The sequence below is a fragment of the Microcoleus sp. bin38.metabat.b11b12b14.051 genome, assembly GCF_013299165.1.
Taxonomy (GTDB): Bacteria; Cyanobacteriota; Cyanobacteriia; order Cyanobacteriales; family Microcoleaceae; genus Microcoleus.
The window spans coordinates 84,183-108,589 of the sequence record NZ_JAAFKD010000002.1 but is presented as its reverse complement, the minus strand read 5'-3'; the positions used below and the strand labels follow the sequence as shown (position 1 = coordinate 108,589).

General features: G+C 46.7%; 21 protein-coding genes. 12 read left to right on the top strand and 9 right to left on the bottom strand.

All coding sequences use genetic code 11. The annotated features are described in order from the left end of the window. Positions 1 to 311: 311 nt before the first annotated feature. From QZW47_RS03025 to QZW47_RS03015, 3 genes are all read right to left on the bottom strand, one after another. Entirely contained in the window at positions 312 to 455 is a 144-nt protein-coding gene (locus tag QZW47_RS03025; protein WP_293123679.1) for a photosystem II reaction center protein Ycf12, read from the bottom strand. A 179-nt stretch (positions 456 to 634) separates the two neighbouring features. Further along, positions 635 to 1,288, bottom strand: a complete 654-nt coding sequence (locus tag QZW47_RS03020; RefSeq protein ID WP_293123676.1) for a Uma2 family endonuclease — start codon at positions 1,286 to 1,288, stop codon at positions 635 to 637. A 34-nt stretch (positions 1,289 to 1,322) separates the two neighbouring features. Then, complete coding sequence (locus QZW47_RS03015; RefSeq protein ID WP_293123673.1) at positions 1,323 to 1,586, bottom strand: hypothetical protein; 264 nt, start codon at positions 1,584 to 1,586, stop codon at positions 1,323 to 1,325. A 176-nt stretch (positions 1,587 to 1,762) separates the two neighbouring features. Between QZW47_RS03015 and QZW47_RS03010 the strand changes: the two genes are divergently transcribed. Both QZW47_RS03010 and QZW47_RS03005 read left to right on the top strand, forming a co-directional pair. After that, positions 1,763 to 2,131 carry a YkgJ family cysteine cluster protein gene (locus tag QZW47_RS03010; protein ID WP_293123670.1) on the top strand — a complete coding sequence of 123 codons (369 nt, stop codon included), beginning with the start codon at positions 1,763 to 1,765 and terminating at the stop codon, positions 2,129 to 2,131. Between the two features lie 164 nt (positions 2,132 to 2,295). Beyond that, positions 2,296 to 2,619 (top strand): hypothetical protein, encoded by a 324-nt coding sequence (locus QZW47_RS03005; protein ID WP_293123667.1) that lies wholly within the window; start codon positions 2,296 to 2,298, stop codon positions 2,617 to 2,619. Positions 2,620 to 2,625: 6 nt separating this feature from the next. On the opposite strand, the gene QZW47_RS03000 is transcribed toward QZW47_RS03005, so the two are convergent. Further along, on the bottom strand, positions 2,626 to 2,817 hold the full coding sequence (locus tag QZW47_RS03000) for a hypothetical protein (protein ID WP_293123664.1): 192 nt from the start codon (positions 2,815 to 2,817) through the stop codon (positions 2,626 to 2,628). Between the two features lie 16 nt (positions 2,818 to 2,833). Between QZW47_RS03000 and QZW47_RS02995 the strand changes: the two genes are divergently transcribed. Continuing rightward, positions 2,834 to 3,121: a YggT family protein gene (locus QZW47_RS02995; protein WP_293123661.1), complete on the top strand. Its 288-nt coding sequence runs from the start codon at positions 2,834 to 2,836 to the stop codon at positions 3,119 to 3,121. Positions 3,122 to 3,307: 186 nt separating this feature from the next. On the opposite strand, the gene QZW47_RS02990 is transcribed toward QZW47_RS02995, so the two are convergent. From QZW47_RS02990 to QZW47_RS02980, 3 genes are all read right to left on the bottom strand, one after another. Continuing rightward, the gene (locus tag QZW47_RS02990; RefSeq protein ID WP_293123658.1) at positions 3,308 to 3,739 is read right to left on the bottom strand and encodes a hypothetical protein; all 432 of its coding nucleotides are present in this window, start codon (positions 3,737 to 3,739) and stop codon (positions 3,308 to 3,310) included. A gap of 379 nt (positions 3,740 to 4,118) precedes the next feature. Further along, on the bottom strand, positions 4,119 to 5,141 hold the full coding sequence (locus tag QZW47_RS02985; protein WP_293124394.1) for an ATP-binding cassette domain-containing protein: 1,023 nt from the start codon (positions 5,139 to 5,141) through the stop codon (positions 4,119 to 4,121). Positions 5,142 to 5,744: 603 nt separating this feature from the next. Further along, complete coding sequence (locus QZW47_RS02980) at positions 5,745 to 5,933, bottom strand: hypothetical protein (protein ID WP_293123655.1); 189 nt, start codon at positions 5,931 to 5,933, stop codon at positions 5,745 to 5,747. A gap of 181 nt (positions 5,934 to 6,114) precedes the next feature. Here QZW47_RS02980 and QZW47_RS02975 point away from each other — a divergent pair, with 181 nt between their 5' ends. After that, a complete protein-coding gene (locus tag QZW47_RS02975) occupies positions 6,115 to 6,276 on the top strand; it encodes a hypothetical protein (RefSeq protein WP_293123653.1) in 162 nt (53 codons plus the stop codon). Here the strand turns inward: QZW47_RS02975 and QZW47_RS02970 are convergent. Further along, complete coding sequence (locus tag QZW47_RS02970) at positions 6,273 to 7,196, bottom strand: histone deacetylase (RefSeq protein WP_293123650.1); 924 nt, start codon at positions 7,194 to 7,196, stop codon at positions 6,273 to 6,275. The two genes, QZW47_RS02975 and QZW47_RS02970, sit on opposite strands and share 4 nt — an antisense overlap. Before the next feature lie 520 nt (positions 7,197 to 7,716). Here QZW47_RS02970 and gyrA point away from each other — a divergent pair. The 6 genes from gyrA to QZW47_RS02940 all read left to right on the top strand — a co-directional run bounded on the left by gyrA (position 7,717) and on the right by QZW47_RS02940 (position 21,350). After that, positions 7,717 to 10,425, top strand: coding sequence for a DNA gyrase subunit A (gene gyrA, locus QZW47_RS02965; RefSeq protein WP_293123647.1), 2,709 nt, complete (start codon positions 7,717 to 7,719; stop codon positions 10,423 to 10,425). Between the two features lie 628 nt (positions 10,426 to 11,053). Continuing rightward, on the top strand, positions 11,054 to 12,349 hold the full coding sequence (locus tag QZW47_RS02960) for a ribonuclease D (protein ID WP_293123644.1): 1,296 nt from the start codon (positions 11,054 to 11,056) through the stop codon (positions 12,347 to 12,349). Positions 12,350 to 12,626: 277 nt separating this feature from the next. Beyond that, positions 12,627 to 13,610 (top strand): AEC family transporter, encoded by a 984-nt coding sequence (locus QZW47_RS02955; RefSeq protein WP_293123640.1) that lies wholly within the window; start codon positions 12,627 to 12,629, stop codon positions 13,608 to 13,610. Positions 13,611 to 13,776: 166 nt separating this feature from the next. Continuing rightward, a complete protein-coding gene (locus QZW47_RS02950) occupies positions 13,777 to 19,263 on the top strand; it encodes an ATP-binding sensor histidine kinase (protein ID WP_293123637.1) in 5,487 nt (1,828 codons plus the stop codon). Beyond that, complete coding sequence (locus QZW47_RS02945) at positions 19,247 to 19,525, top strand: hypothetical protein (protein WP_293123634.1); 279 nt, start codon at positions 19,247 to 19,249, stop codon at positions 19,523 to 19,525. Before QZW47_RS02950 ends, QZW47_RS02945 begins: the two co-directional genes overlap by 17 nt. 205 nt (positions 19,526 to 19,730) lie before the next feature. Then, positions 19,731 to 21,350 carry a calcium-binding protein gene (locus tag QZW47_RS02940; RefSeq protein ID WP_293123631.1) on the top strand — a complete coding sequence of 540 codons (1,620 nt, stop codon included), beginning with the start codon at positions 19,731 to 19,733 and terminating at the stop codon, positions 21,348 to 21,350. A gap of 83 nt (positions 21,351 to 21,433) precedes the next feature. Here QZW47_RS02940 and QZW47_RS30085 read toward each other — a convergent pair whose 3' ends face one another. Next, entirely contained in the window at positions 21,434 to 22,042 is a 609-nt protein-coding gene (locus QZW47_RS30085; protein WP_366930795.1) for a hypothetical protein, read from the bottom strand. 155 nt (positions 22,043 to 22,197) lie between these two features. Here QZW47_RS30085 and QZW47_RS02930 point away from each other — a divergent pair, with 155 nt between their 5' ends. Together QZW47_RS02930 and QZW47_RS02925 are read left to right on the top strand one after the other, a co-directional pair. Continuing rightward, positions 22,198 to 23,040: a photosystem II manganese-stabilizing polypeptide gene (locus QZW47_RS02930; protein ID WP_293123628.1), complete on the top strand. Its 843-nt coding sequence runs from the start codon at positions 22,198 to 22,200 to the stop codon at positions 23,038 to 23,040. 567 nt (positions 23,041 to 23,607) lie between these two features. Further along, the gene (locus tag QZW47_RS02925) at positions 23,608 to 24,381 is read left to right on the top strand and encodes an RNA polymerase sigma factor SigF (protein ID WP_293123625.1); all 774 of its coding nucleotides are present in this window, start codon (positions 23,608 to 23,610) and stop codon (positions 24,379 to 24,381) included. The last annotated feature ends 26 nt before the right edge of the window (positions 24,382 to 24,407 follow it).

Genomic DNA, 24,407 nt, shown 5'->3' with positions numbered 1-24,407 from the left:
TCCTTCTATAAATGCGGACTGAAGTCCTCACTACGAACCTGGGTTTGTAGTAAGGACTTTAGTCCTTCTATAAATGCGGACTGAAGTCCTCACTACGAACCTGTTATCGTAATCGACTGGACACAATATTAGACTCCTGTTCAATCTTGCATATACTCGCAGACACAAGCTGTGCAGTAAATCCCAAATCTAAAATCCTAAATCTAAAATCTAAAATCAACTTGACTGTCGATCGACCTTTGGGAATTTTGCATCATAATGTAAAACTAAAACTCAAAACTCCCAAAGGTCGATCGCCAGCCGTGGTATAATTACAAGTCGCCGCCTTTAGCTGCCAACAGAAAAATCACGATCGGGCCAGAAAGCACGACTGCGGCAAGTAAAGCTACCTGAATAATCAGTTGGAGGTTGACACCGCCGACGCTGCCGCTTAAAAAATCCGTTAAAAAGTCCATGTGTCCTCCTGACTGTAGTGAGTAAGTCTAGATTGTTGAATGAGAAAATCCGCTTCTGATTTTACCGGGCGATCGACCCTATTTTTTAAGAAAGTTTACAAAAATCAACAAAATGTAAAGAACGATCGACCTGCCAGCGATCGTAAATTCGGCTGAAAAACCCTCACTTCTGGCCGCAATTAACCCGGTTCATCGCTGTCGCTGCTGGGAGGCAAGCCCGCCCGAAAAATCAACTCAGCAGTCAACCTCAATTCTGGAAAAGCCAGCGATTCAACTCTGTCATCGCCGCGAAACTGCTTGATCTGGTACTCCCCATCTACTAACTGGCAAACCGAGAGAGTCGGTTGTTTGGGATTGCCAATGAACTTGCGGCCGCCTAAACCCAAATAGTCCACAATCCAATATTCAGGGATGCCCATTTCTTCATAGTCAGAAGCTTTGAAAAAATAATCATCGCGCCAGTTCGTGCTGACGACCTCTACAGCCAGCCGTACCGAAGAACCCATCATGATGATGGATTCCCTTTCCCAGCGCGGTTCGTTTGCCAGAGATGCTTGGTCTAGGACAATCACATCGGGCTGATAACCTGCCTCATCACGAGTGGGTTTAAGCAGGCAGTCACCAGGGATGGAGTAGGGTAATTCGCGTCGGTCAATTTCAACTCCTACTTTTAAGCTGATAAAACCTGTAACACGAGAATGGCGGCCAGTTCCTAGAGGCATTTCGACAATTACTCCATTGTGTAGTTCGTAGCGATGAACTGAGTTCTCTGGATACCAGGTCGCGAACTCGTCAAAAGTGACTGTTTTGGGGATTGTTTGGGCTTGCATCATGGTGTTGTTCCTCCTTTGCTAGATATCATAGACATTAGCCAGCTTCGTTACTTTCCTTACCCCGCTTAGCTTTGGTAGTTGGCGGAGGTTGGGTTTCTGTGAGTTTGGAGCTATCAGGTTCACTCGGAGGTGTGCTGACTTGAGCTGACGATCGTTTATTTCTCTCTATCAAGGCTTTCTTGACCAAGACAAGAACCAGTTGAGGAATAGAACGAAATTCAGAATCAGCCCAAATTTTTAACTCCTTGTACTCGTCAAAGTCAAAGCTGATGGTAGTTCTTGGTCGCTTGGTAGCCATATCGCGCGGTTATCTATACATATCAACATTATCCGCGACTGTCTACCGAGGCTTCAATTTACCATCTGCGTCGCTGGCACTTGGTATACTTGAAAGGCTTTAATCTCTTAAAGTTGGGCATTTTCGAGATCATGCTCCAAATCTAAAATCTAAAATCTAAAATCTAAAATCGAATTATGGCTACTTGGCGTTGCGTAAAGCAGTGCGGTGCTTGTTGTTACCTAGACCCAACAGAACGCCCTGACTTAGACGAGTATTTATCTACAGACGAATTAGCTCTCTACTTGACCTTAGTGGGAGATGACGGTTGGTGTATAAACTTTGACAAAAAAACGAGGGAATGCGGAATTTATGCCGATCGCCCGCGCTTTTGTCGGGTAGACGAGGAAGTGTTTCAGGATATGTACGGGACCCGGCCGACGGAGTTGAACGATTTTGCGATCGACTGCTGTTTGGAGCACATTGAAGATATGTATGGCGATCGATCTTTGGAGATGATTCGCTTCCACTCTGAAGTCGGAATTATCGCCTTACCCGACAACTAACCGACTTGATGCACCTGTGGGCTTTGTGTTTGGGAAGCGCATTGTTGGAGCGGTAGATCAATCTAAAATCTAAAATCTAAAATCTAAAATCCGATCCAGGTCGATCGCTCCAGAGAGTGTCAAAATAGACAAATCTAGGAAATATCGTGCAGTTGAGTTGAGCCATGAGCAATCGAGAGGGTTTTACAGGCGGATTTATTGCGGGAGCCGCAGTTGGGGGATTGGTGGGTGCAGTTTTGGGTGCGGTGCTGTCGCGGCGCGCTGCTGAAGCTTTACTTAGCGAACCTTCAGATGCCAAAGCCAGAAAGATGCGCCAGAGAAAAGCCACCCAACTCGAAGCCGAAGGGATGGAAGTAGCAAGACTGAGTTTGGAAGATAAAATTGCCCAGCTAAATCAGGCGATTGATGAGGTGCGGCTGCAACTGGGTGACGTAAACGGTAACGCGCAGGCCCACAGCAGCGATCGTGCGATCGGCGAAGATTCCTGAATCCATTTAAGATTGTAGATTAGCTTGGTAGATGGATGCGGGCGATCGACTTTCACACCAAAGTGCCAGCCCCAGATCGCGCAGCGAACTCGCACTTCTAAAAAACGTAAACTCCAGAGGATGCTCCCAATGCTCCCCCTCTCCCCCTCCCGCAGCTATGCTAAACTTAAAGCTAAAGAGTCTGTAAACTTTACTCAAACGATCACCAAAATTTATGAGTTATTCAATAGGCCTTTTGGCAAACACGCTAGCGACATTTCTGCAAATCTATCTAGTGCTGATGATTATTAGGGTACTGTTAACTTGGTTCCCCAACATCAATTTGTACGAGCCTCCGTTTTCGATTTTGACTCAGTTAACAGATCCTTACCTGAATCTTTTTCGCTCAATTATCCCCCCCTTAGGAGGGATTGACTTTTCTCCACTGATTGCGTTTTTTGTACTTCAGTTTGGCTCGGAATTTCTGATCGGTCTTTTGGGTAACTTGCAAACCGCTTTTTAGTTAAAAAAGCTTAATTTTTTCAGCATCTAGCCTCAACTGCTGGCAGATATTGCCGGCCACTAAATTTGAGATTTGATATTTTTACACGAACTCCCCGGCTTTTTTGCCGGGGAGTTTGTCGTAGATGAGAGTTGAGAAATTCACAGCAACTCAACCACCTAAAATTTCAAATCTCAGACTGTTTCCTTAGCGGCGAACCACGCCAGTAAAACCTGTAGCTTTAAATTGCTTGAGCTTCAAAGGAGTTCGTTGGTTGGCGGCGACGGAAATTCTGAGCTGAAAATCGCTAACTCCGGGAGGGACTTCTTCGATAGAACCCAAGCGAGTGCGGTTTTGCATCACCGGATTTTCATCTGCATCATAAATACGACCGAAAATATCAGCATTAACAACAGGTTTGCCGGTGCTATTTTCAGCTTTCCCTGTAATCAAAAAGCAGTTAGCTTCCATAGAACTGCCGCTGGTGACTGTTCCTTCTGCCATTTCGGCCGGACATTCGCGATAAGAAAGGTCGGAAAGTTTAATCTGCGTCAGGGCCCAAGCAGGTGGAGTGAATACCAAACTAAAAATTCCGATCGCGCAAGTAGCAAAAAAAAGGCTGATAGCTCGAAATTTCATAAATGGCAGGGCAAGTATATTTTAATTCTCAGCTTAGCGCGAATTTAGTTAAAAATTCCTACTTATAAGTAGAAGGAAGAAGGAAGAACTACAAACCGTTTTGTTATGGTAATCGAGATCGCACGTGATCCGATCGGCAATTCTCTAAGGGAAAATCCTAGGAGTCCGATCTCGATTGCACCGGAAACCCAGAGGGACAAGCCTTTCTGGCCCTGTCCCTACAGGTGTTATAGCCGAGTCTCAAGCGTGGTGAGGTACAGTTTCTGATTTTAGATTTTAGATTTTAGATTGGGGGATTGGGGGATTGAGGGATTGACGGATTAATTAGTCAATACCTCATCTTTCTGAGAACTGCTATACTTTCAGCAATTAGTATAGTTTAAGACCGCATAGCCTGTTTTTGTTCCGCTTTTAAATCGCGGTTGCTCGCAGCAGCCAACTCCGCATCCAACAAAGTTTTGCCCGTAGCAGCCAAATAAACGTCGTCCAAACTCGGGCGAGATTGAGCAATCCCAAAAGTAGGAAGTCCCGCATCTTTCAAGGCTTGCTGAATCGTCACCAAGGCGTCGCTTTGTGCGCCCACCACCAAATTGAGAGAATTGCCTTGGGCGCTGTTGATAATTACTTCTTGCACGAAAGGCAGAGATTGCATTAAAGCTTGGGCTTTTTGGGCTTCTTCGATCGGCGAAAACTCCCGAATCCGCAGAGTCACCCGATCGCCCCCAACCCGATTTTTCAACTCCTCCGGCGTCCCCTCTGCAATTACTGTACCCTTGTCAATAATCGCCACGCGATCGGCCAAAGCATCTACTTCTTCGAGATAGTGGCTGGTGATCAACACCGTAGTCCCTTCTTCCCGCAAGCGGCGCAGGAAATCCCACACCACTACCCGACTTTCAATATCGAGTCCGACTGTCGGTTCGTCTAATACCAAAACATCAGGCTGGTGCAGCAATCCTGCTGCTAAGTCGAGGCGCTTGCGAATACCCCCTGAATAGGTGCCTGTTTTTTTATTTTCCCACTCCTCCAAACCTAGGAGTTGCACCATTTTGTCAATCCGTCCTTTAATCGTAGGGCGCGGCAAATGGTAAAGCGCGGCTTGCAGTTGCAGGAGTTCGCGCCCTGTCAGCACCTTATCGAGCGCGACTTCTTGGGCCACGTAGCCGAGTTTCTGTCTGGCCATTCTCGGCTGGCTCACAGCAGAAATGCCGGATACTTCAATACGTCCGCTATCGGGAGCGCTCAACGTACAAAGTACCCGCAGGGTTGTGGTTTTGCCTGCACCGTTGGGGCCTAGCAAACCAAATATTTCCCCCGGTTCTACTTTGAAGGAAACATCTTTAACGGCTTCTACATTGCCGTAGCGTTTCTGAAGATTTTCAATTAAAACGGCGGGAGCCATATATTTTTGGGGTGAACTGGTTGTTAATATTTTGACACTTCTGGGTTCAATTTGCCCGATCGCGCGATCGACCTCTGCGACTCGCTGTGCTTTCGGTGGTACCACGATGGCGATCGCGGCAAACGGCTTGTAGCGAGCGACTTTCGGTGTGTGCTGACACAACTTTCAACTCTCGATCGCTTTTTTTGGACGATCGCCCTCAGTTTTTCCCAATCTCTAAACTCTGATTTCACCTCCCCAAAATTATGAGTTTTGAGTTGACTATAACTTTGCGGTTAGCAACTCAAAACTCACATTTTTTTCAACAAGTAGAGATGCACCCGAAACCTGTTATTTTATAATTATCTCTACCTATAGGCTGATGTTTCTCGCGATTTAAATCATTAGTAGCACTGTCAAACACCTCAACAGTCGGGTCAAGCATGAAACACAAAAAACTTCCCGAAGTGGCAAGTTCTACTTTTAACCAGTTCCAAAAACAATGCAACTGGTGGTGTGCGTTCTCAACGCCGATCGTCTTGAGTCATTCACACTTACTTATTGAACGTCAATCTCCAATCCTCAACGGTATTAACTGCCTGTCGGCAGCGGGCTGGAGCTTCTTTAATCAACAATTTTTACCCAACCGCGGCGCACGTTGTACAGCAGTCGGTTGATGATGGCATACTCATCTTCATTCAGCGTTCTTTCTAAAAGTGCGGCTCTAAGCTGTCTGCGGTCGTGGCGGGTCACGACGCTGGAAAACATCACTTGACCGAATAACTCTTCGAGTGTCATGTGGGATACTGACATGATAAACCTCCTAATTGATTGAGATAGATAAAAATTTAACAGGCTGATTGTAATTCTAGTATGCTGCCTGCGAGTGACTGTTTAAGCGATCGAAAACATTGACAGTGTGTGATTTTTGAGCTAAGGATCTGTGACGGATACTTTGATGTCGAGTGACTCGGATCTTTGAGATTTGTGATGATTGTCACTCAGGTCGGAAGTCAGAAGTCAGAAGTCAGAGCGAACAAGGAAGAGGGCCGATCGCCCGATCGGCTTTTCTGATAAAAGTCGATCGCCCGCAACAGCCCTCAATCCGCTTCTAACGGCTTCTGTTCCTGACGATTCTGCCAACTTTCATGGCTAATGGAGGCAGCGGTCAATAGTAGCCACCACCGACTCTGCCAACTCTGGGAGCGCGTAGCCCCCCTCCAAACCAAAGACGATGCGGCGAGTAATTTGCAAGCAGTATCCGGTAAAAGTACCGTAATCTGACGGCGCCAGATTCATGCTCGCCAGCGGATCGGACGCAGTAGCGTCGTAACCAGCGCTGACAATCAACAAATCCGGTTCAAAGTTTGACAAAAACGGCACCACAAGAGATTCAAAGGCGCTCAGGTATTCAGCGATGCCACCGCCCGGATACAGGGGAATGTTGAGCACGTTGTTGTAGGCGCCGTGTTCGTCAGCATCTCCGGTTCCCGGATAGCACGGAGATTGGTGCAGGGAACAGTAGGCAATTTGTCGGTTGTTTTCCACTAAAGATTGAGTGCCGTTACCGTGGTGCACGTCCCAGTCGAGGACGGCGACGCGGTTGACTCCCGGCTGTTCTAGGGCGTAGTTCGCCGCGATCGCAGCGTTGGAAAACAAGCAAAAACCCATGGCGCGGTTGTTTTCGGCGTGGTGTCCCGGGGGTCTGGCCAGCACAAAAGCAGGTGCATTTTTGGCTAGGACTCGATCGACCCCATCAAGCCAAGCACTCGCCGCCAGCAGCGCTACATCGTAACTTTCCGCAGAAATCGGCGTGTCGCCATCGAGGTAGCCGCCTCCTCGATGGGCCAAATATTCGACTTCTTTGATGTATCTTGGCGCGTGAACTCTTTTGATCGCCGACAACAGTTCTGGTTCGCGCTGCGCTACCGGAGTGGGCAGTTGCCACTCAAGGCGATCGGCCCAGGGAGCAGCTTTTAGAGCATTGACGATCGCCGTCAAACGTTCTGGTCGCTCGGGGTGAAGCATTCCAGTTTTGTGCAGCAAGAAATCGGGGGAGTAGATGACGGGTAGCATCGGCAGATTTTAGAGTTAATATTTTAGATTTTAGATTTTCAATTTGCTTCTGGACACCATTCTGCTGTGTGAAATTTAAAAATCGATCGCGCCACTCTTGTAACTGGGAGGATCTCATTTTTGTAAACAGCATTTTTTTTAATACGTGCTGTGCCCGATCGCAGAGGTTATAAAAACAAGCGAGCGGGGAGAGCGGGCATTAAAGCTGGCGTGCTTGACGATCCTTCGATTTTTTATATAACTCAAAAAAACTCACCCAAGCAGCAAAACCGACGGCATAAAAAAACATTTCTAGCTTTGGTCACTTGATGACTAAATCACCAACTGCCAAATCACAAATTGTCCTGGTTCCGTCGGTCAATTTTTCCGGCGAATTTTCGCTCAATTCAAAGGCAAATTGTGATATAATTTTAGGAGTAATTTGCAATATTTGGCAGCTCTACTGAATCCCAATCGATTTTATCGCATTTTTGGGATTTATAGCGGTCAAATTTAAAGTTTTAACGGAGTTTTTCAACCTATGAGTATCTCTGAGTCGCGGATAATCCCGACGGATCTGGGTGGTGAGATGTCCCGATCGTACTTGGAATACGCCATGAGCGTAATTGTCGGTCGGGCGCTACCAGATGCGAGGGACGGTCTCAAGCCCGTTCACCGACGCATTCTCTACGCCATGAACGAATTGGGCTTGACTCCCGATCGACCATTCCGCAAATGCGCCCGCGTCGTCGGGGAGGTGCTGGGCAAGTATCACCCGCACGGAGATACAGCGGTTTACGACGCCCTGGTGCGGATGGCTCAAGATTTCTCCATGCGGGAACGCCTGATCAACGGCCACGGCAACTTCGGCTCCGTTGACAACGACCCGCCCGCTGCCATGCGGTACACCGAATGTCGCCTCACAGCCCTGACTAGCGACTCAATGCTGCGCGACATCGACTGCGAAACCGTAGATTTCGGCGACAACTTCGACGGTTCCCAACAAGAACCCCTCGTCCTCCCCGCACGCATCCCCCAAATTTTGCTCAACGGTTCCTCCGGGATTGCCGTAGGGATGGCAACCAACATTCCGCCACACAACTTGGGCGAAATAATTGACGGTTTGGTAGCACTCATCCACAATCCAGGAATGACTGACCTGGAATTGATGCAGTACATCCCCGGCCCGGACTTTCCCACCGGCGGGCAAATTCTCGGCAAAGGTGGCATTCGCGATGCTTACACCACCGGGCGCGGCTCGATTACCATGCGCGGAGTCGCCAACATTGAAACGATCGAACACGTCGGCCGCCCCGACAAAGAAGCAATCATTATCACGGAATTGCCTTACCAAACAAACAAGGCAGCACTAATTGAGAAAATTGCCGAACTCGTAAACGACAAAAGATTAGATGGGATTTCCGACATTCGCGACGAAAGCGACAGAGACGGAATGCGGATCGTGATCGAACTCAAACGCGACGCCTATCCCCGCGTTGTCCTCAACAACCTCTACAAACAAACACCACTCCAATCAAATTTTGGAGCCAATATGTTAGCGCTAGTAAACGGGGAACCCCAACTACTGACGCTCTCGCAATTCCTCAATGTCTTCCTAGACTTCCGCATTGAGACAATTACTCGCCGGACTCAATACGAACTCCGCAAAGCAGAAGAACGCGACCATCTGCTGCAAGGCTTATTAATTGCCCTCGACAACTTAGATGGAATTATTCATTTAATTCGCGCCGCTGCCGACTCCGCAGCAGCCAAACAAGAATTGATCGATAATTACGGTTTGTCCGAACAGCAATCCGACGCAATTCTGCAAATGCAGCTCCGGCGCTTGACAGCCTTGGAAGCGCAAAAAATCCAGCAAGAACACGAAGAACTGCGAACTAAAATCGCCGACTTAGAAGATATCTTAGCGCGCCGGGAACGCATCTTAGAAATCGCCGAAGTTGAAGCAGTAGAAATTAAAACTAAAATCGCCACTCCCAGACGCAGCATCATCGAACACGCCGAAGGAGAAATCGATGAAAGAGATTTAATTGCCAACGAACAAGCAATTATTCTGATCACAGAGCAAGGCTACATCAAGCGAATGCCGGTCAGCACTTTTGAGGCCCAAAGTCGAGCTACTCGCGGCAAAGCAGGCGCGAAAATGAAGGAAGATGACGGAGTAGAACATTTCCTTTCTTGTTGCGATCACGACAGCGTTTTGTTCTTCAGCGATAGGGGCGTAGTTTACTCTCTCAAAGCTTATCAAATACCTGTCAGTTCCCGGACTGCTCGCGGTACTCCCGTAGTGCAATTGCTGCCGATTCCCATAGAAGAAAAAATCACTTCTATGGTGTCAGTTACAGAATTCACCAGCGAAGAATACTTGGTGATGCTCACTCGCAGCGGTTACATCAAAAAAACCGCACTTTCAGCTTTTGCGAATATCCGCACTAACGGATTAATCGCGATTTCCCTAGAAGAAGGCGATCAATTGCGCTGGGTGCGGAGAGCAAAAGTTGGTGATAGCATTATCATCGGTACGCGCCAAGGGATGGCGATTCACTTCCGCACAAATCACGAGCAGTTGCGCCCGGTTGGTAGGGCGACGCGGGGTGTAAAATCAATGAAATTGCGATCGACCGATGAGTTGATCAGCATGGACATCTTGCCGAGTTCAATTGTTGCCGAAATTGCTGACACTGAAGATGCGGAATTGGAAGGAACAGATATTGCTCTGTTAGACACTGAAGATTCGGAATTGGAAGGCGCAGAAATTGCCGAATTAGAAACAGAAGATGTGGAATTGGAAGACGAAGAAGTAGATGTGGAAGCTGAGGAAACTGAAGGCGAAGATGCCGAAGAAATTCCCACAGTTGGCAGCGAAGTTCCTTCGGTGTTGGTAATCACAACTAACGGCTACGGTAAGCGAGTTCCTGTTTCTCAATTCCGCCTGCAAAGACGGGCTGGCAAGGGATTGACTGCTACTAAATTCAAGTCTAAAAAAGGTAAAGATGAGGTAGCTGCACTACGAATTGTCAATGACGACGATGAGTTGATGATTATTACCAACCGAGGGATTATTATCCGTCAGGCTGTGAGTGCAATTTCAACGCAATCGCGCACTGCAACCGGCGTGCGAGTGCAGCGCTTGGATGAGGATGATTCGATCGTAGCTGTGGCTTTGGTGCCACCTGCGGGTGAAGAATCGGCAGAAGAAGCGGCATCCGAGGAAGCGACAGAAGAGTAAAGGTTAATGGTTTGTAAGGTGCGCGCTGCGTACCTTACTGCTTAAATCTAACTGGCTTCCAGGCTCTGCCTGGGAACAGATGTCACTCTTGCTCTGCCTCGATTGCGCTTGTGACTAGGAAAATTGGAGGCAGAGCCTCCTGATCTGCTTACCCAGGCAATCTCAAGTTTTGCCGGGACTAAAAGTTGCTTTGTTAGAAGAAGGTTTGCGCCGCAGTCGCCAGACGGACAACACAGAAGTAGGGAACTGGTTTTTAGATGAAGTTCGCGGGAATGTTCAATAGTGCGATCGAGTACATTCTTTTTTAACTGGAGGCCAGAAACCCGGTTTCTTCGTAGATTTCTAGTTCCTGTTGACAAAATTCGTAGAAACCGGGTTTCTGAGTTGTGCAGGGCTATTTCATTCTTTGTAGGGGCCATCCCCCCGTGGTTGCCCCGATGCCTGAAATGAACGATAATTCTTCGGTGGGGGGGTAGGCACGGGGGCACTACCCCTACAAAACCCTCGTTTTTTCGAGAATGAAATAGCCCTAGTTGTGCGTGTGTTTGCGATTTTGCTTGTTGATAATTGACACTATAATTACTATAGCATAATATAAGCATAAAATCAATAGTAAAAGTCTGTAAAAATGCCTTATTTAACAGCACCCAACGACATCAAAGCACTCATCGATAAATTTTCCCAAGCTAAAATCCTGTGGGTTGACACAGAAATAGCAGACTATAAATCCAACCCCAGATTATCACTAATTCAAGTATTAGCAGACTCCACCGATGCGACAGGAGATGCTATTTTTATACTAGATGTCTTAGATCAACCTGAATTAGCCAAAGATTTTATCAACCAAATCATGGTAAATCCAGATATTGAAAAAGTCTTCCACAGCGCCAGCTATGACATCAGATTTTTGGGAAATGACGACGCCCAGAATGTCACTTGCACATTAAAAATGTCGAGACAGATTCCAGCTTACATTCTGCCATTACCCAACCGACAACTCAAAACATTAATCGAAACACTTTGTGGCATTACTTATGTAAATAAAACAGAACAAAGTGGCGATTGGGCAAAGCGTCCCCTGACAGAGAAGCAGCTAGAATATGCCAAAATGGACGCAGTGTATTTAGCCAGAGTGCATCAACGCCTGCTAGAAATCCTTGCCCAATCTTATCCCGAACCAGCAACGGAAAACTTGGCAGCATTGGGGGAAAAATATCAGAAAATAGAATCTCAGTGGAAGCCACTTGACTCAGAAATAGCTGAAGTTAAAGAACGATTTAAAGCAGCGATGATGGCGCAAAAGCTCAAAGATAGCTCTTGTTTTCAGCTTTCCAGTTCGATCACGATGAAAGTTGATTTTATGACACTGGCGAGACTGACACAAACTCAGGGAATTGAGTTAAATTTTCCAGTGACGCTGACGAAAGAAATTCAAAAACAGTTAGGGGAACTTATTAGTCATCCATCTTTACAAGTTGAGGATATTGCTAGTTGGCGGTTGAATTCTATTGTACAGCAACGGCGAAAATCTACTACTAAGAAAATTGTCCCGGAACCGGAGAGTGAAGATTTAACAGTATTGGGAAATAGGTATCAAGAAATTTTGCCCGAGTGGAAGTTGCTGGATTCGGAAGTTGAGCATCTGAAAGAGCGGATAAAAAAAGCAATGTTCGTGCAAAATAAGAGCAATACTTCTCATTTTAAGTTATCGAGTTCCTCGATTTTGAAGGTGGATTTTGCTAGATTGGCTAAACTTGTGCAGTCTGTGGGAGTTGAGTTAGATTTTATGGTGACGTTGACTCAATATATTCAAAAGCAGTTAGGCGATGCGATCAATAAAATTGATGTGCAAATTGAGTATATTACCAGTTGGCGGATGACGGCTAAGACTGTGGAAGATGAAGATGAGGAAATTCCGTTTTAAGTAATATATTTTTCTGTAAGTTACACGAAAAAATGGTTCGTAGTGAGGACTTCAGTCCGCTCAATTCGGAAGATAACTGAAGTCCGCACGATCGAACATTATACAATTATTCAAAAATGATATAAGTGTATTTGTAGGGTGTATCGCTCTCTTTTAATTCGCACATTAAGACCAAAAAAACCGGGTTTTTTACCGAATCTGCGGGGGGAAAAAAATATTTTCGTAAAAAAACCCGGTTTCTGACCACCCGCACAAGTCCTAAAATATTTAATTAATTATGCTAAATTTAGACAATCCGCTGCTCAAACTATATCTAAATTTAATCGGATGGGTAGCAGTCGGATTTATTCTCGGCCGCCTCCTACCGAGAATCTCTTCTACATATTTAGCCAAGTTTCTTTTCTACTTTGGCACTCCGTTGAGTATTGTTGCTTTCATCCGTGGCGCCAATTTATCTGGCGCTATTTTGATTGCACCGCTGATAGCTGGTGTGGCTACTCTAGCAGGTGGCGGACTTGCTTGGATTGCGGTCAATTTCGTCAGCGAAAAACGTCTCAACATTCTCGATCCGGGCAAAAATACCTCGGAGTGCAAAACCACCTGGAATTTGCCGACTCAAGGCAGCTTTTTGTTAGCGGCGATGTTTGGGAATACGGGTTTTTTAGGAATTCCCATCAGCTTGTCTTTATTGGGCTCGGAACACTTCGCCTGGGCATTGTTTTACGATTTGCTGGGTACTGGTATCGCCATCAATTTACTCGGAATTGCGATCGCCTCTTACTGCGGTAACAGCAGTTTGCATCAGGATTGGTTGACTCTCCTGGGGGCAATTTTTCAGAATCCGGCACTGTGGGCTCTCGGTATGGGATTTGTCTCGCGCAGCTTGCCGCTACCGGCACAAATGGCAGGATTGTTAACAACTGCTGCTTGGGCTGTGATTAGTTTATCTTTGATGACGATCGGAATGCAGTTGAGCAATTTGAATTCTTTGCACAATCTCAAACAAGTTTTGGCTTGTCTGGCGATTAAAATGCTGTTAGTTCCTTTGATATTTGGCACGGGTTTAACTTTGTTTGGGATGGGAGGTGTGCCGCGCCTTTCGCTGGTGCTGCAAATGGCGATGCCTCCGGCTTTTGGTACTACTTTGCTGGCAGAAGTTTTCAATCTCGATCGCGAATTGACCGTAACTGCGATCGGCATGGGCTGCGTTAGTTTATTGTTCACTATTCCGATCTGGATGTGGCTATTCAATTTTCCATAAAAATATAATTTATTAATCTTAAAAAGGCTATTGTATCAGTGACTGGTATCACAATCGTTGAGCGATCTATGTCATGTTCATTTTACTTAACAATCACTGTGACTGGAAATTCAATTTGCTTCTGTTAAGCTACATATAGCCCACGGATGAGGCAAATAATAAAAATATGACAACTCAAAATTTTACATTAACAGGTTATGAAACCCTCGATCGCATTTACTCAGGAACGCGCACCCTAGTTTACCGCGGAATTCGCCTCTGCGACAAACAGCCGGTAGCCATCAAAGTCTTGCACAGCGAGTATCCCAGCTTCAGCGAACTGGTGCAATTTCGCAATCAATATACGATCGCCAAAAACCTGAATTTACCCGGAATCATCCAAACCTACAGCTTAGAAGCATACCAAAATAGCTATGCGCTGGTAATGGAAGACTTCGGGGGAATCTCTCTCAAGGAATGGAGAGAACAAGGGGAAAATGCGCCGAATTTGAGTGAATTGTTGCCAATGGCGATCGACATCAGCAGTACATTAGATATACTTTGCCGCCACCGCATCATTCATAAAGATATTAAGCCAGCCAATATTTTAATTAATCCCCAAACCAAAGAAGTCAAACTGATTGACTTTAGCATCGCATCTTTGCTACCGAGGGAAACTCAAACCCTCATAAATCCTAACGTGCTCGAAGGCACACTCGGCTATTTGTCACCCGAACAAACGGGAAGGATGAATCGCGGTATTGACTACCGCACAGATTTCTATTCTTTGGGTGTGACTTTTTACGAATTGCTGGCGGGAGAGTTGCCGTTTCAAAGCAACGATGCGATGGAATTGGTACACTGTCATATTGCCAAGCAGCCGCCACCGCTGCACCACATCAATCCGCAAATCCCGCAGGTACTCTCGGATATTGTCAGCAAATTAATGGCTAAGAATGCTGAAAACCGCTATCAGAGTGCTTTGGGGCTGAAATTTGACTTACAATTGTGTTGGCGTCAATTACAAGAAAGTGGTAAAATACAAGGCTTTGAAATAGGTCAGAGGGATTTGTGCGATCGCTTCAGCATACCAGAGAAACTCTACGGGAGAGAAACCGAAGTACAAACCCTACTAGAAGCCTTTGAGCGCGTTGCGACCCCCCTTTCATCCCCCCTTACCAAGGGGGGACACAGGGGGGTCGAAATGATGTTAGTGGCAGGTTTTTCAGGAATTGGGAAAACTGCAATTGTCAATGAAGTTCACAAACCAATTGTACGGCAACGGGGTTATTTCATCAAAGGTAAATTCGACCAATTTAACCGGAATATTCCCTTGAAAGCATTTGTGCAAGCGTTTCAAGATTTAATGGGACAATTGCTGGGCGAAAGTGACGAAGAGTTGCAAAAATGGCAAACTCAAATATTGCAAACATTGGGCGATAACACGCAAGTCATTATTGAAGTAATTCCGGAACTCGAAAAAATCATTGGGCCACAACCACCAGCCACCGAACTTTCGGGAAATGCGGCACAGAATCGGTTTAATTTGCTGTTGCAAAACTTTATTCAGGTGTTCGCAAAAGCTGAACATCCGCTGGTGATATTTTTGGATGACTTGCAGTGGGCAGATTCCGCATCCTTACAGTTAATGCAACTGCTGATGTCAGAATCGGAAACTGGTTATTTATTGGTAATTGGTGCCTACCGAGATAATGAAGTATCGCCCGCACATCCGTTGATGCTGACACTGGATGGAGTAATCAAAGCTGGGGCAACGGTGAATACGATTACACTGAAACCTTTGAGTGCAGAAAATCTAAATGATTTGGTTGCTGATACGCTCAATTGTGTTCCAGATTTGGCAAAACCTTTGACTGATTTGGTGGCACAAAAAACTCAATGTAATCCATTTTTTGCGACGCAGTTTCTTAAGGCACTGCATCAAGATGGGTTCATTAGTTTGACCCCGCCCACCCCCCCTGAGCAAGGCAGGGCTACGGGGGGCTGGCAGTGCGATATTGTTCGAGTACGGGAAGCGGCACTGACGGATGATGTGGTGGAGTTTATAGCGTTGCAGTTGCAGAAGTTACCGGAAGCCACGCAGAATGTGTTGAAATTAGCGGCGTGCATGGGTAATCAGTTTGATTTGGCGACTCTGGCCGTGATCTCTGAGCAATTAACAACGGAAACAGCCGCAAATTTGTGGAAGGCATTGCAAGAAGGTTTAATCCTGCCTGAAACTGAAATCTATAAATTTTATGTGGGGCGGGAAATACGAGATGAGGCAGAAAATTATGAGGTGGTTAATTACAAGTTTTTGCACGATCGCGTTCAGCAAGCCGCCTATTCACTAATTCCCGAACAAGAGCGAGCGCGCGCTCACTATCACATTGGACAATTGCTGCTCCAGCAAATTTCACCCGCAGCTATAGAAGAGCAAATATTTTCAGTAGTCAATCAGTTGAATTATGGGATTGCGCTGATTGAAGGCCAAACAGAACGCGATAATTTAGCGCAACTTAATCTTACGGCAGCTCGCAAAGCCAGAGCTGCTACTGCCTATCAAGCTGCTCGCGAGTATGCTGAGATCGGGCTAAATTTGCTGTCAGACGATGCTTGGCAGCGACACTACCAGATGACATTGACCTTGCACGAGCTAGCAGCCGAAGTAGCTTCACTATGTGGCGAATTTGACCAGATGAATCAGTGGATTGACACTGCGATTCGTCAGATCAAGACTCCTCTAGAGCAAGTGGGCATTTACACCATCAAAATTCAGGCATTATCATCCCAAAAAGAGTTATTAGCAGCAATTTCTATCGGGCTGTTGATTCTTAAAGAATTAGGATTTGAGTTTCCCGACTCTCCTAAATTAGAAGATATTCAACAAGCAATGGAGGAAATTAATCGCTCGATCGGCGATCGACCAATAGAAGAGTTATTCGATCTGCCAGCGATGGCAAATCCCGAAATGTTGGCCGCGATGCAAGTGGCGGCAAGTATTTCGCCAGCTTGTTACATAGCTGGTTCGCCTCTGTTTGGGCTGGTGATTGCCTTACAGGTAAATTTATCTATTCAATATGGCAACAGTCGTATTTCAGCTTATAGCTATAGTTGCTATGGCGTTTTTCTCAACAACTTTTTACAAGATGTAGCGGGAGCCGATCGGTTTTGTCAATTAGCTTACCGTCTTGCCATGTTTGCTGATGCTAAAAATATTCGCCCTCCAACTTTTCTGGTGATCGGACTGTCTTTGTACCACCGGAAATCGCATTTGCGGGGAACCCTCCCCATTGTTCACGCCGGCTATCAAGCTGGATTAGAAACAGGGAATCTAGAGTTTGTTGGGTATAACGGGCATGGCTTTTGTGCAAATGCTTACTGGTGCGGTGTACCTTTACCAGAACTAGAGTTCCAAATTCGGGCATACCGCCAGCAATTAATAGATATCAACCAACAAACGGCGGCAAATTATTGTTCGATTTATTTGGCAACAACGCTATGTTTATTGGGTAATGCCGACCAAGCTGAAATTTCGTTTGCAGACAGCAGGTATGAGGAAAAGCTGGTTTCTCAGGCGATCGCCTCTAACGATTTCTACCGCCTCTTCAGCTTCTATGCGTACAGGGCGATGGTGAAATTTCTGCTGGGAAATATTGCTGGGGCAGCAGAAGATATCGCTACAACAAGAGACTATATCGCCGGAGGCTTAGGATATACTTACGAAGCTGGTCTCTATTTCTATGACTCACTCATCGCCTTTGCTGCAACTCTTGACTCCGAGGGTGACTTAGAAATGCAGCAGCAACGAGTTGAGGAAAATCAAATGCAGTTGCAGCATTGGGCAGAACACGCCCCGATGAATTATTTGCATAAGTGGCAATTGGTAGAAGCACAAAAATACCGATTTTTAGGTAACAAAGCTGAAGCTATCGATTTATACGATCGCGCGATCGCTGGTGCCAAACAAAACGAATACATCCAAGAAGAAGCCCTAGCCAACGAACTAGCAGCAAAATTCTACCTCGATTGGGGCAAAGAAAAAGTCGCCCAATCCTATATGCAAGAAGCATACTACTGCTACGCCCGCTGGGGTGCTAAAGCCAAAATCGATGACTTAGAAAAACGCTATCCGCAACTTCTGGCTCCCATATTGCAGGCAAAACACAACCGTTCTGCCATCAGCGAAAGGAGCCGACAAACCATCAATACATCCTCAGTATTACATCAAACATTCCAAACAACTAAATCATCGAGCAGCAGTATTTCGGAAGCCATCGATTTCCACACGATTTTCAAAGCTTCCCAAGCTCTGTCTAGTGAAATAGAATTAGAAAAATTGCTTGCTTCACTCATGTCTGTGTTGCTAGAAAATGCCGGGGCAACAAAATCAGTTTTGCTGTTGATTAAGGATGAGAATATGGCGATCGAAGCCGTAGCATCTCTGGATGAAGATGTCATCTCAATGTCTGTACCGCTGTCAGATAGAAAGGAGATTCCTGCTGCTGTAGTCAACTATGTTAAGCGCACTTTGGAAACTGTAATTTTGGATAATGCAGCAGCACAAAACGATTTTATGGCAGAGCCGTATTTGATGGAGCAAAAGCCCAAAAGTGTGCTGTGCGCGCCGATTTTGCATCAGGGTAAATTAATCGGGTTGCTGTATCTAGAAAATAACTTGACAATCGGGGCATTTACACAAGATCGCACTCAAGTCATCCAACTGTTGTGCGCCCAAGCGGCAATCTCGCTAGAAAATGCCCGCTTGTACCAACAATCTCAAACTTATGCCCAAGAATTAGAACGATCGCTCTTGGACTTACAGCAAGCCCAGTTACAACTCGTACAAAGTGAAAAAATGTCCGCCTTGGGCAATCTCGTAGCGGGTGTCGCCCACGAAATTAACAATCCTGTCGGCTTTATCAGCGGCAATCTGACAGAAGCAACTGCTGGGTTTAAAGATATCATTGGTCAGTTGCAATTGTATCAGAAAATATTCCCGAATGCCGGAACAGAAATCGAGCAGAATGCTGAGGATATTGATTTAGATTATCTGGTGGAAGATTTGCCCAAGATGCTGTCATCGATGAAGGTGGGATGCGATCGCATTCGCGGCATCAGCACCAGCCTCCGCACCTTCTCCAGGGCCGACAAAGACTATAAAGTGCCCTTTAATGTCCATGAAGGGATTGACAGCACCATCTTAATTTTGAAACACCGGCTGAAAGCTAACGAACACCGTCCGGCGATTGAAGTCGTTACAGAGTACGGAAATATCCCGAAAATCGAATGCTTTCCCGGTCAGTTAAATCAAGTTTTTATGAACTTGCTGGCAAATGCGATCGATGCCTTGGAAGAGTCAAGTCAAGGCCGCAGTTTTGCCGAAATTGAAGCTAATCCTAACTGTATCAAGATTTACAGCGGTTGGGAGGGCGATCGCCACATTGTCATTACAATTGCCGATAACGGTGCGGGGATGACAGAAGAATTAAAACAGCGGATATTCGACCATTTGTTCACCACGAAGGCGGTAGGAAAAGGTACAGGATTGGGATTGGCGATCGCCCGCCAAATAGTTGTCGAGAAACATGGCGGCACCATTGAGGTGAATTCCCATCAGGGAAATGGAACTGAATTTGCGATCGTGTTGCCTGTTAATGAACAAAGTTATTAGTCATTGGGAATTGGGAATTGGGAATTGGGAATTGGGAATTGGGAATTGGGAATTGGGAATTGGGAATTGGGAATTGGGAATTGGGAATTGGGAATTGGTCAATAGTGATGATAGCGGTTTTAAACTCTTGTGCTTTGCGATCAAACTAAAGTCCTGGGATGGATGCGGACTAAAGTCCTCACTACTAACCTATTTGACGATATACAGTAAAACTGAGATGCACCCAGCGGTTTTAAACTCTTCTGCTTTGCGATCGAACTAAAGTCCTGGGATGGATGCGGACTAAAGTCCTCACTACTAACCTATTTGCCGATCGCACCTCCCGACACTCGCACAATTTCCCCCGCTCATAAAGCAAATTAGCAAAATCTCAACTATGCTAACGTAGGCAAGCAGCAATGCCTTGTCACGCAGGCGATTGACATACTTTAAAACAATTTATTTTATTGAGGAGCGGTGTATTCCCTATGGCAAACCTGATCGGCACAGACAGCAACGACTTTATTCTAGGTACGACCCAGGGCGATCGAATTCGTGGTTTAGATGGCGATGACACGCTCTCGGGTGCCGGAGGAGATGACACCCTAGAAGGAGACGCAGGCAAGGACCAGCTTCTGGGAGGCGACGGAGCAGATTCGCTGTTTGGGGGTGAAGGAAATGACGAACTCATTGGCAACCAAGGCCGCGATTTTCTTTCTGGTGGCAATGGGGACGACTCGATCCAAGGCGGTTTGGGCAACGATACCCTCGACGGCAACGACGGGTTAGACAGTTTGTTGGGAGATGCAGGGGACGACTTGCTTCGTGGCAATGCGGGCAATGATGTGATTGCCGGCGGTACTGGGAACGACACCCTCAGAGGCGGTGACGGCGACGATTCCGTGTTTGGGAATGGTGATGACGACTATCTGTACGGAGATGTGGGGAACGATTCTCTTAACGGCGGTCTCGGCAGGGATCAACTGTTTGGCGGTGACGGCAACGACTACTTTGCCGCGGGCGATGGCGATGACACTTTGTACGGCAATGCTGGCACTGATTCGCTCTTGGGAGAATCTGGCAACGACCAAATATTCGGCGGCAAGGCTAACGATACAGCGTCTGGCGGCAGCGGTTTGGATACGATTCGCGGCGATGAAGGCGATGACTGCTTGATGGGAGATGAAGGTAATGACTTCCTGTTTGGTGGCAAGGGTAATGATGTTCTCGATGGCGGTTTTGCCGATGATTCCTTGGCCGGAGGTCTCGGTGACGATACAATTTTGGGCAGTTTCGGCAATGACAATTTATTTGGGGCAGAGGGTAATGATTCTCTGATCGGAGGTGAGGGTTCGGATACTCTGACGGGCGGCAGCGGCAGCGATATTTTTGGATTGGGATCTGGGCCGGGAAGTTTGGTTTTAATTACTGATTACAATGAGGCTGAGGATTTCTTTGGACTGCCGAGCAATTTATCTTTCAGTCAATTGCAAGTCCGCCAAGGTAACGGTGCAAATCTCAGAGATACAGTAATTACACTTGACGGCAAGCTGTTAGCAATTTTGGTTAACACTCCGTCGGCGCTGATTGATGCTACTGATTTTATCAGTGTGACTGGGACGTTTTCCCCCAGACCAACGACTACGACTACGACTACGACTACGACTACGACTACGACGGAAACAACTCCGACGGCTACGACTCCAACTCCGACGACAACGACTCCAACTCCGACGACAACGACTCCAACTCCGACGACAACGACTCCAACTCCGACGACAACAACTCCAACTCCGACGACAACGACTCCGACTCCGACGACTACGACTCCGACTCCGACGACAACGACTCCAACTCCGACGACAACGACTCCGACTCCGACGACTGCGACAACGACTCCGACTCCGACGACAACGACTCCGACTCCGACGACTGCGACTCCAACTCCGACGGCTTCGAGGATTCCGACGGCGCCGACAATTACCATACCTGCTTCGATGGTGTCAATTAGTTCGATCGCCCCGACGCCGACTCCCGGACTGTTGCCAATGCCCGGCCAGACGCCGATCTTCCCGATACCGGTACCTCCTACACCTTTCGGGTTCTAGGTACGATCGCAGGAGCTTTCGCTACCAGTTATGAGTTGCGAGTTAGTGAATTAACTCGCAGCTCATAACTGGAGCGCTCAAAACTATTTAATGCCTTCCTCAGTCTGAGCCGAGGGTTCAGGTGAATCGGCCCGATTGTCTTCTAGGGGAGATAATTGTTGGGCGTACCCCAAGAGCGATCGAAGTTTCATGCGATGGATGTAAGGCCAGCCGCCATTGCCTTCAATATTCCTGAGCAATTTGTAAAGTGCTTGGCGGTTGTCGGGAAAAGACGCTTGGAACAAACCGTCCCGAATTTCCCGGTGCAAAGCTTCCAACGCCCGCAGCAAACCCAAAAGCAGCACGCTGTCTCCCTGACAATTTTCGGCTAAAGTCCGAATCGCCTCTGTCAGAGATTGCAGTTGAGACTCCAACTGTTCTGACTCTAAATCTTTGCCGTTGTCCATACCGCTGCTTCCTGTGAAATCTACAAAGCCGAAGTGCCCGGCCGCTGGTGTCAGCCGACTAATCAAGGTAGTGGCGATCGTCATTCGGGGGCAATAAGCAAAGTAACTTAAGTAGGTTGACGATCGCAATATTAATTTGCAGTCTAAGCCAAGAAAAGAGCACAACCCGTCGTAGGATGTGTATTGGGCTGCGATCCTTCCCTTTTGAGAAATCAAAAGTTCTTGCTTATTTTCACTGCACTGCACAAGATTTTTGTAGTCAATGCCGGTGTCGGTGAAGTGAGGGATCAGGATCTAAATGCTACCCGAGGCGCTGGCCTAGCCTGCCAGCGGGCAATTATATTTTGCTCGAACTAGGGCTTTTTCTTAATATAATCCGATGTTGGATATTGAGGTTGGCAATGAAATATCGTGCTTTAATTGTTGCACTTTTAGCATTTTGCATGAGTGCGCTGGTTGCTTGTTCTTCTGCTTCTGACACGACGGTGGCTACTACCGAGTTGCTCACCTACGACGAGATTAGGGGTACCGGATTGGCTAATAACTGCCCTAGCTTGGCAGAAACTTCTCGCGGCTCGATCCCCATCGAAGCGGGCGGCACCTATAAACTGGCTGGTATGTGTTTGCAGCCCACAACTTATTTTGTGAAGGAAGAACCTGCAAACAAACGCCAAGAAGCAGAATTTGTGCCTGGTAAATTGCTGACGCGGTTCACGTCGAGCATTGACCAAGTTCAAGGTACCCTCAAGGTTGGTAATGACGGCACTCTGACTTTTAAAGAAGAGGACGGCTTGGACTTTCAAGCAATTACGATTCAGTTACCGGGCGGAGAGCAAGTACCTTTCTTGTTCACCATTAAAGAGTTGGTGGCTACTTCCGATCCGGGAGTCGTTGCTATCAATACTTCTACGGATCTCAAAGGCGACTTTAACGTTCCTTCTTACCGCAGCGCAGGCTTTTTAGACCCTAAAGGTCGCGGTGTATCCACGGGCTACGACAATGCTGTCGCGCTTCCGGCTACTGACAATTCCAAGCTGAAACGCTCTAACGTTAAGCTGGCTGACACCCGCACCAAGGCGGGCAAAATTTCTCTCCAAGTTGCTAAAGTCAACAGCGCCACTGGCGAAATTGGCGGGATTTTTGAGAGTACGCAGCCTTCTGATACTGATTTGGGAGCTAGACCTGCTCTTGACGTGAAAATCCGCGGTTTGTTTTACGCTCGCATTGAGCCTTCTGTGTCCTAACATTGGCTTTGTGGATCGATCGAACTTGAGCAGTTTTTTGTCCTAAAGCTACTGCTCGCCCTTCATTAGCCAACAGTCTTGAGCACTATAACTGAAGACTGTTGACTAATGACTAAATTTATGATTACAGTGTTATTACGTTGCCAGTTATTAAACAACGATTTTTAATTAGTTAAAGTATTGCGGTTCAACAACTTTCGGACTATAATATGGTGTGAAAAATAAACATCAGTAAAAATACGGATGTTGCGGAACACTTGCCGATGACCCAGACCAAAAAGTGATACAAGCCCTGACGATATTGATGGTCGATTTCCAAATTTGAGGCGGGTGTTGAAGCTCTCAAGTCAATCAATGCGAGTAAATCTCAAATCGAAAAATAGAAAATCTCAGCTCCACTGACCCCCCAAAAAAATCGCAGCGCAGCCCCAAAGTTAAACAGGCGTGTGCTTGGTCACATCTATCAAGTGCTAGGATTACACCGCCTCAAGATATTTTTTTTAGACTAGATTAAACACCTTGTCTAAAGCAACATCAGTCCCCTGCTCTACCAACCCTTATGCCACCATGTCTACCACAGTCCCGAACGACCTAAAAAGCGAAAATTTGCAATTGTTGCGCCAGTACCAACATTCTGGATCGAATGAAGTCCGCAATCAGTTAGTTCAACTGAATATTGGACTTGTGAGAAAAGAAGTTTATCACTGGATCAACCAGTGCGGTGAAAGCTACGACGATTTGCTGCAAGTGGGGTGCATTGGGCTGATCGGGGCGATCGAGCGATTTGATATCTCGAAGGGACACGCTTTTAGTTCCTTTGCAATTCCCTACATTCGGGGCGAAATTCAGCACTACTTGCGGGACAAAAGCCCTTCAGTGCGAGTTCCCCGCCACTGGCTGGCCCTGGAACGCAAATCAGTCGCAGCAATCAAGGATTTGCAGGTACAGTTCAACCGCAAACCTACAGATGCTGAAGTAGCAGCGGTGCTTGAGGTGTCTGTAGCAGAATGGCAAGAAATTAAGTTGGCCCATCTCAACCGATCGCCTTTAAGTTTAGACGCGCCGGTGCAGGACGAGGATGAGGGGGCGACAAGTCTGGGAGAATTGGTGCCCGATAGCAAGTATCGGAGTTTTCAGTTGGCCCAAGAAGATCAAATTCGCGTACAGCAAGCTTTGGCGATGTTGGAACAACGGACTCGGGAGATATTGGAGTTTGTTTTTCTATACGATTTGACGCAGAAGGAAACAGCCGAACGCTTGGGTATCAGCGCGGTGACGGTTTCTCGGCGAGTTAAGAAAGGACTGGATTTGCTGAAGGAAATTATGACTAAACAGCTTTAGACAGTTGACAGTTGACAGTTGACAGT

Coding starts and splice junctions, on each gene's coding strand:
- QZW47_RS02955 (WP_293123640.1), top strand. CDS start 12,627: ATGCTAAATTTAGACAATCCGCTGCTCAAACTATATCTAAATTTAATC.
- QZW47_RS03020 (WP_293123676.1), bottom strand. CDS start 1,288: ATGATGCAAGCCCAAACAATCCCCAAAACAGTCACTTTTGACGAGTTC.
- gyrA (WP_293123647.1), top strand. CDS start 7,717: ATGAGTATCTCTGAGTCGCGGATAATCCCGACGGATCTGGGTGGTGAG.
- QZW47_RS02985 (WP_293124394.1), bottom strand. CDS start 5,141: ATGGCTCCCGCCGTTTTAATTGAAAATCTTCAGAAACGCTACGGCAAT.
- QZW47_RS02940 (WP_293123631.1), top strand. CDS start 19,731: ATGGCAAACCTGATCGGCACAGACAGCAACGACTTTATTCTAGGTACG.
- QZW47_RS02960 (WP_293123644.1), top strand. CDS start 11,054: ATGCCTTATTTAACAGCACCCAACGACATCAAAGCACTCATCGATAAA.
- QZW47_RS02950 (WP_293123637.1), top strand. CDS start 13,777: ATGACAACTCAAAATTTTACATTAACAGGTTATGAAACCCTCGATCGC.
- QZW47_RS02930 (WP_293123628.1), top strand. CDS start 22,198: ATGAAATATCGTGCTTTAATTGTTGCACTTTTAGCATTTTGCATGAGT.
- QZW47_RS02945 (WP_293123634.1), top strand. CDS start 19,247: ATGAACAAAGTTATTAGTCATTGGGAATTGGGAATTGGGAATTGGGAA.
- QZW47_RS02990 (WP_293123658.1), bottom strand. CDS start 3,739: ATGAAATTTCGAGCTATCAGCCTTTTTTTTGCTACTTGCGCGATCGGA.
- QZW47_RS03010 (WP_293123670.1), top strand. CDS start 1,763: ATGGCTACTTGGCGTTGCGTAAAGCAGTGCGGTGCTTGTTGTTACCTA.
- QZW47_RS03025 (WP_293123679.1), bottom strand. CDS start 455: ATGGACTTTTTAACGGATTTTTTAAGCGGCAGCGTCGGCGGTGTCAAC.
- QZW47_RS02995 (WP_293123661.1), top strand. CDS start 2,834: ATGAGTTATTCAATAGGCCTTTTGGCAAACACGCTAGCGACATTTCTG.
- QZW47_RS03015 (WP_293123673.1), bottom strand. CDS start 1,586: ATGGCTACCAAGCGACCAAGAACTACCATCAGCTTTGACTTTGACGAG.
- QZW47_RS03005 (WP_293123667.1), top strand. CDS start 2,296: ATGAGCAATCGAGAGGGTTTTACAGGCGGATTTATTGCGGGAGCCGCA.
- QZW47_RS02980 (WP_293123655.1), bottom strand. CDS start 5,933: ATGTCAGTATCCCACATGACACTCGAAGAGTTATTCGGTCAAGTGATG.
- QZW47_RS02925 (WP_293123625.1), top strand. CDS start 23,608: ATGTCTACCACAGTCCCGAACGACCTAAAAAGCGAAAATTTGCAATTG.
- QZW47_RS02970 (WP_293123650.1), bottom strand. CDS start 7,196: ATGCTACCCGTCATCTACTCCCCCGATTTCTTGCTGCACAAAACTGGA.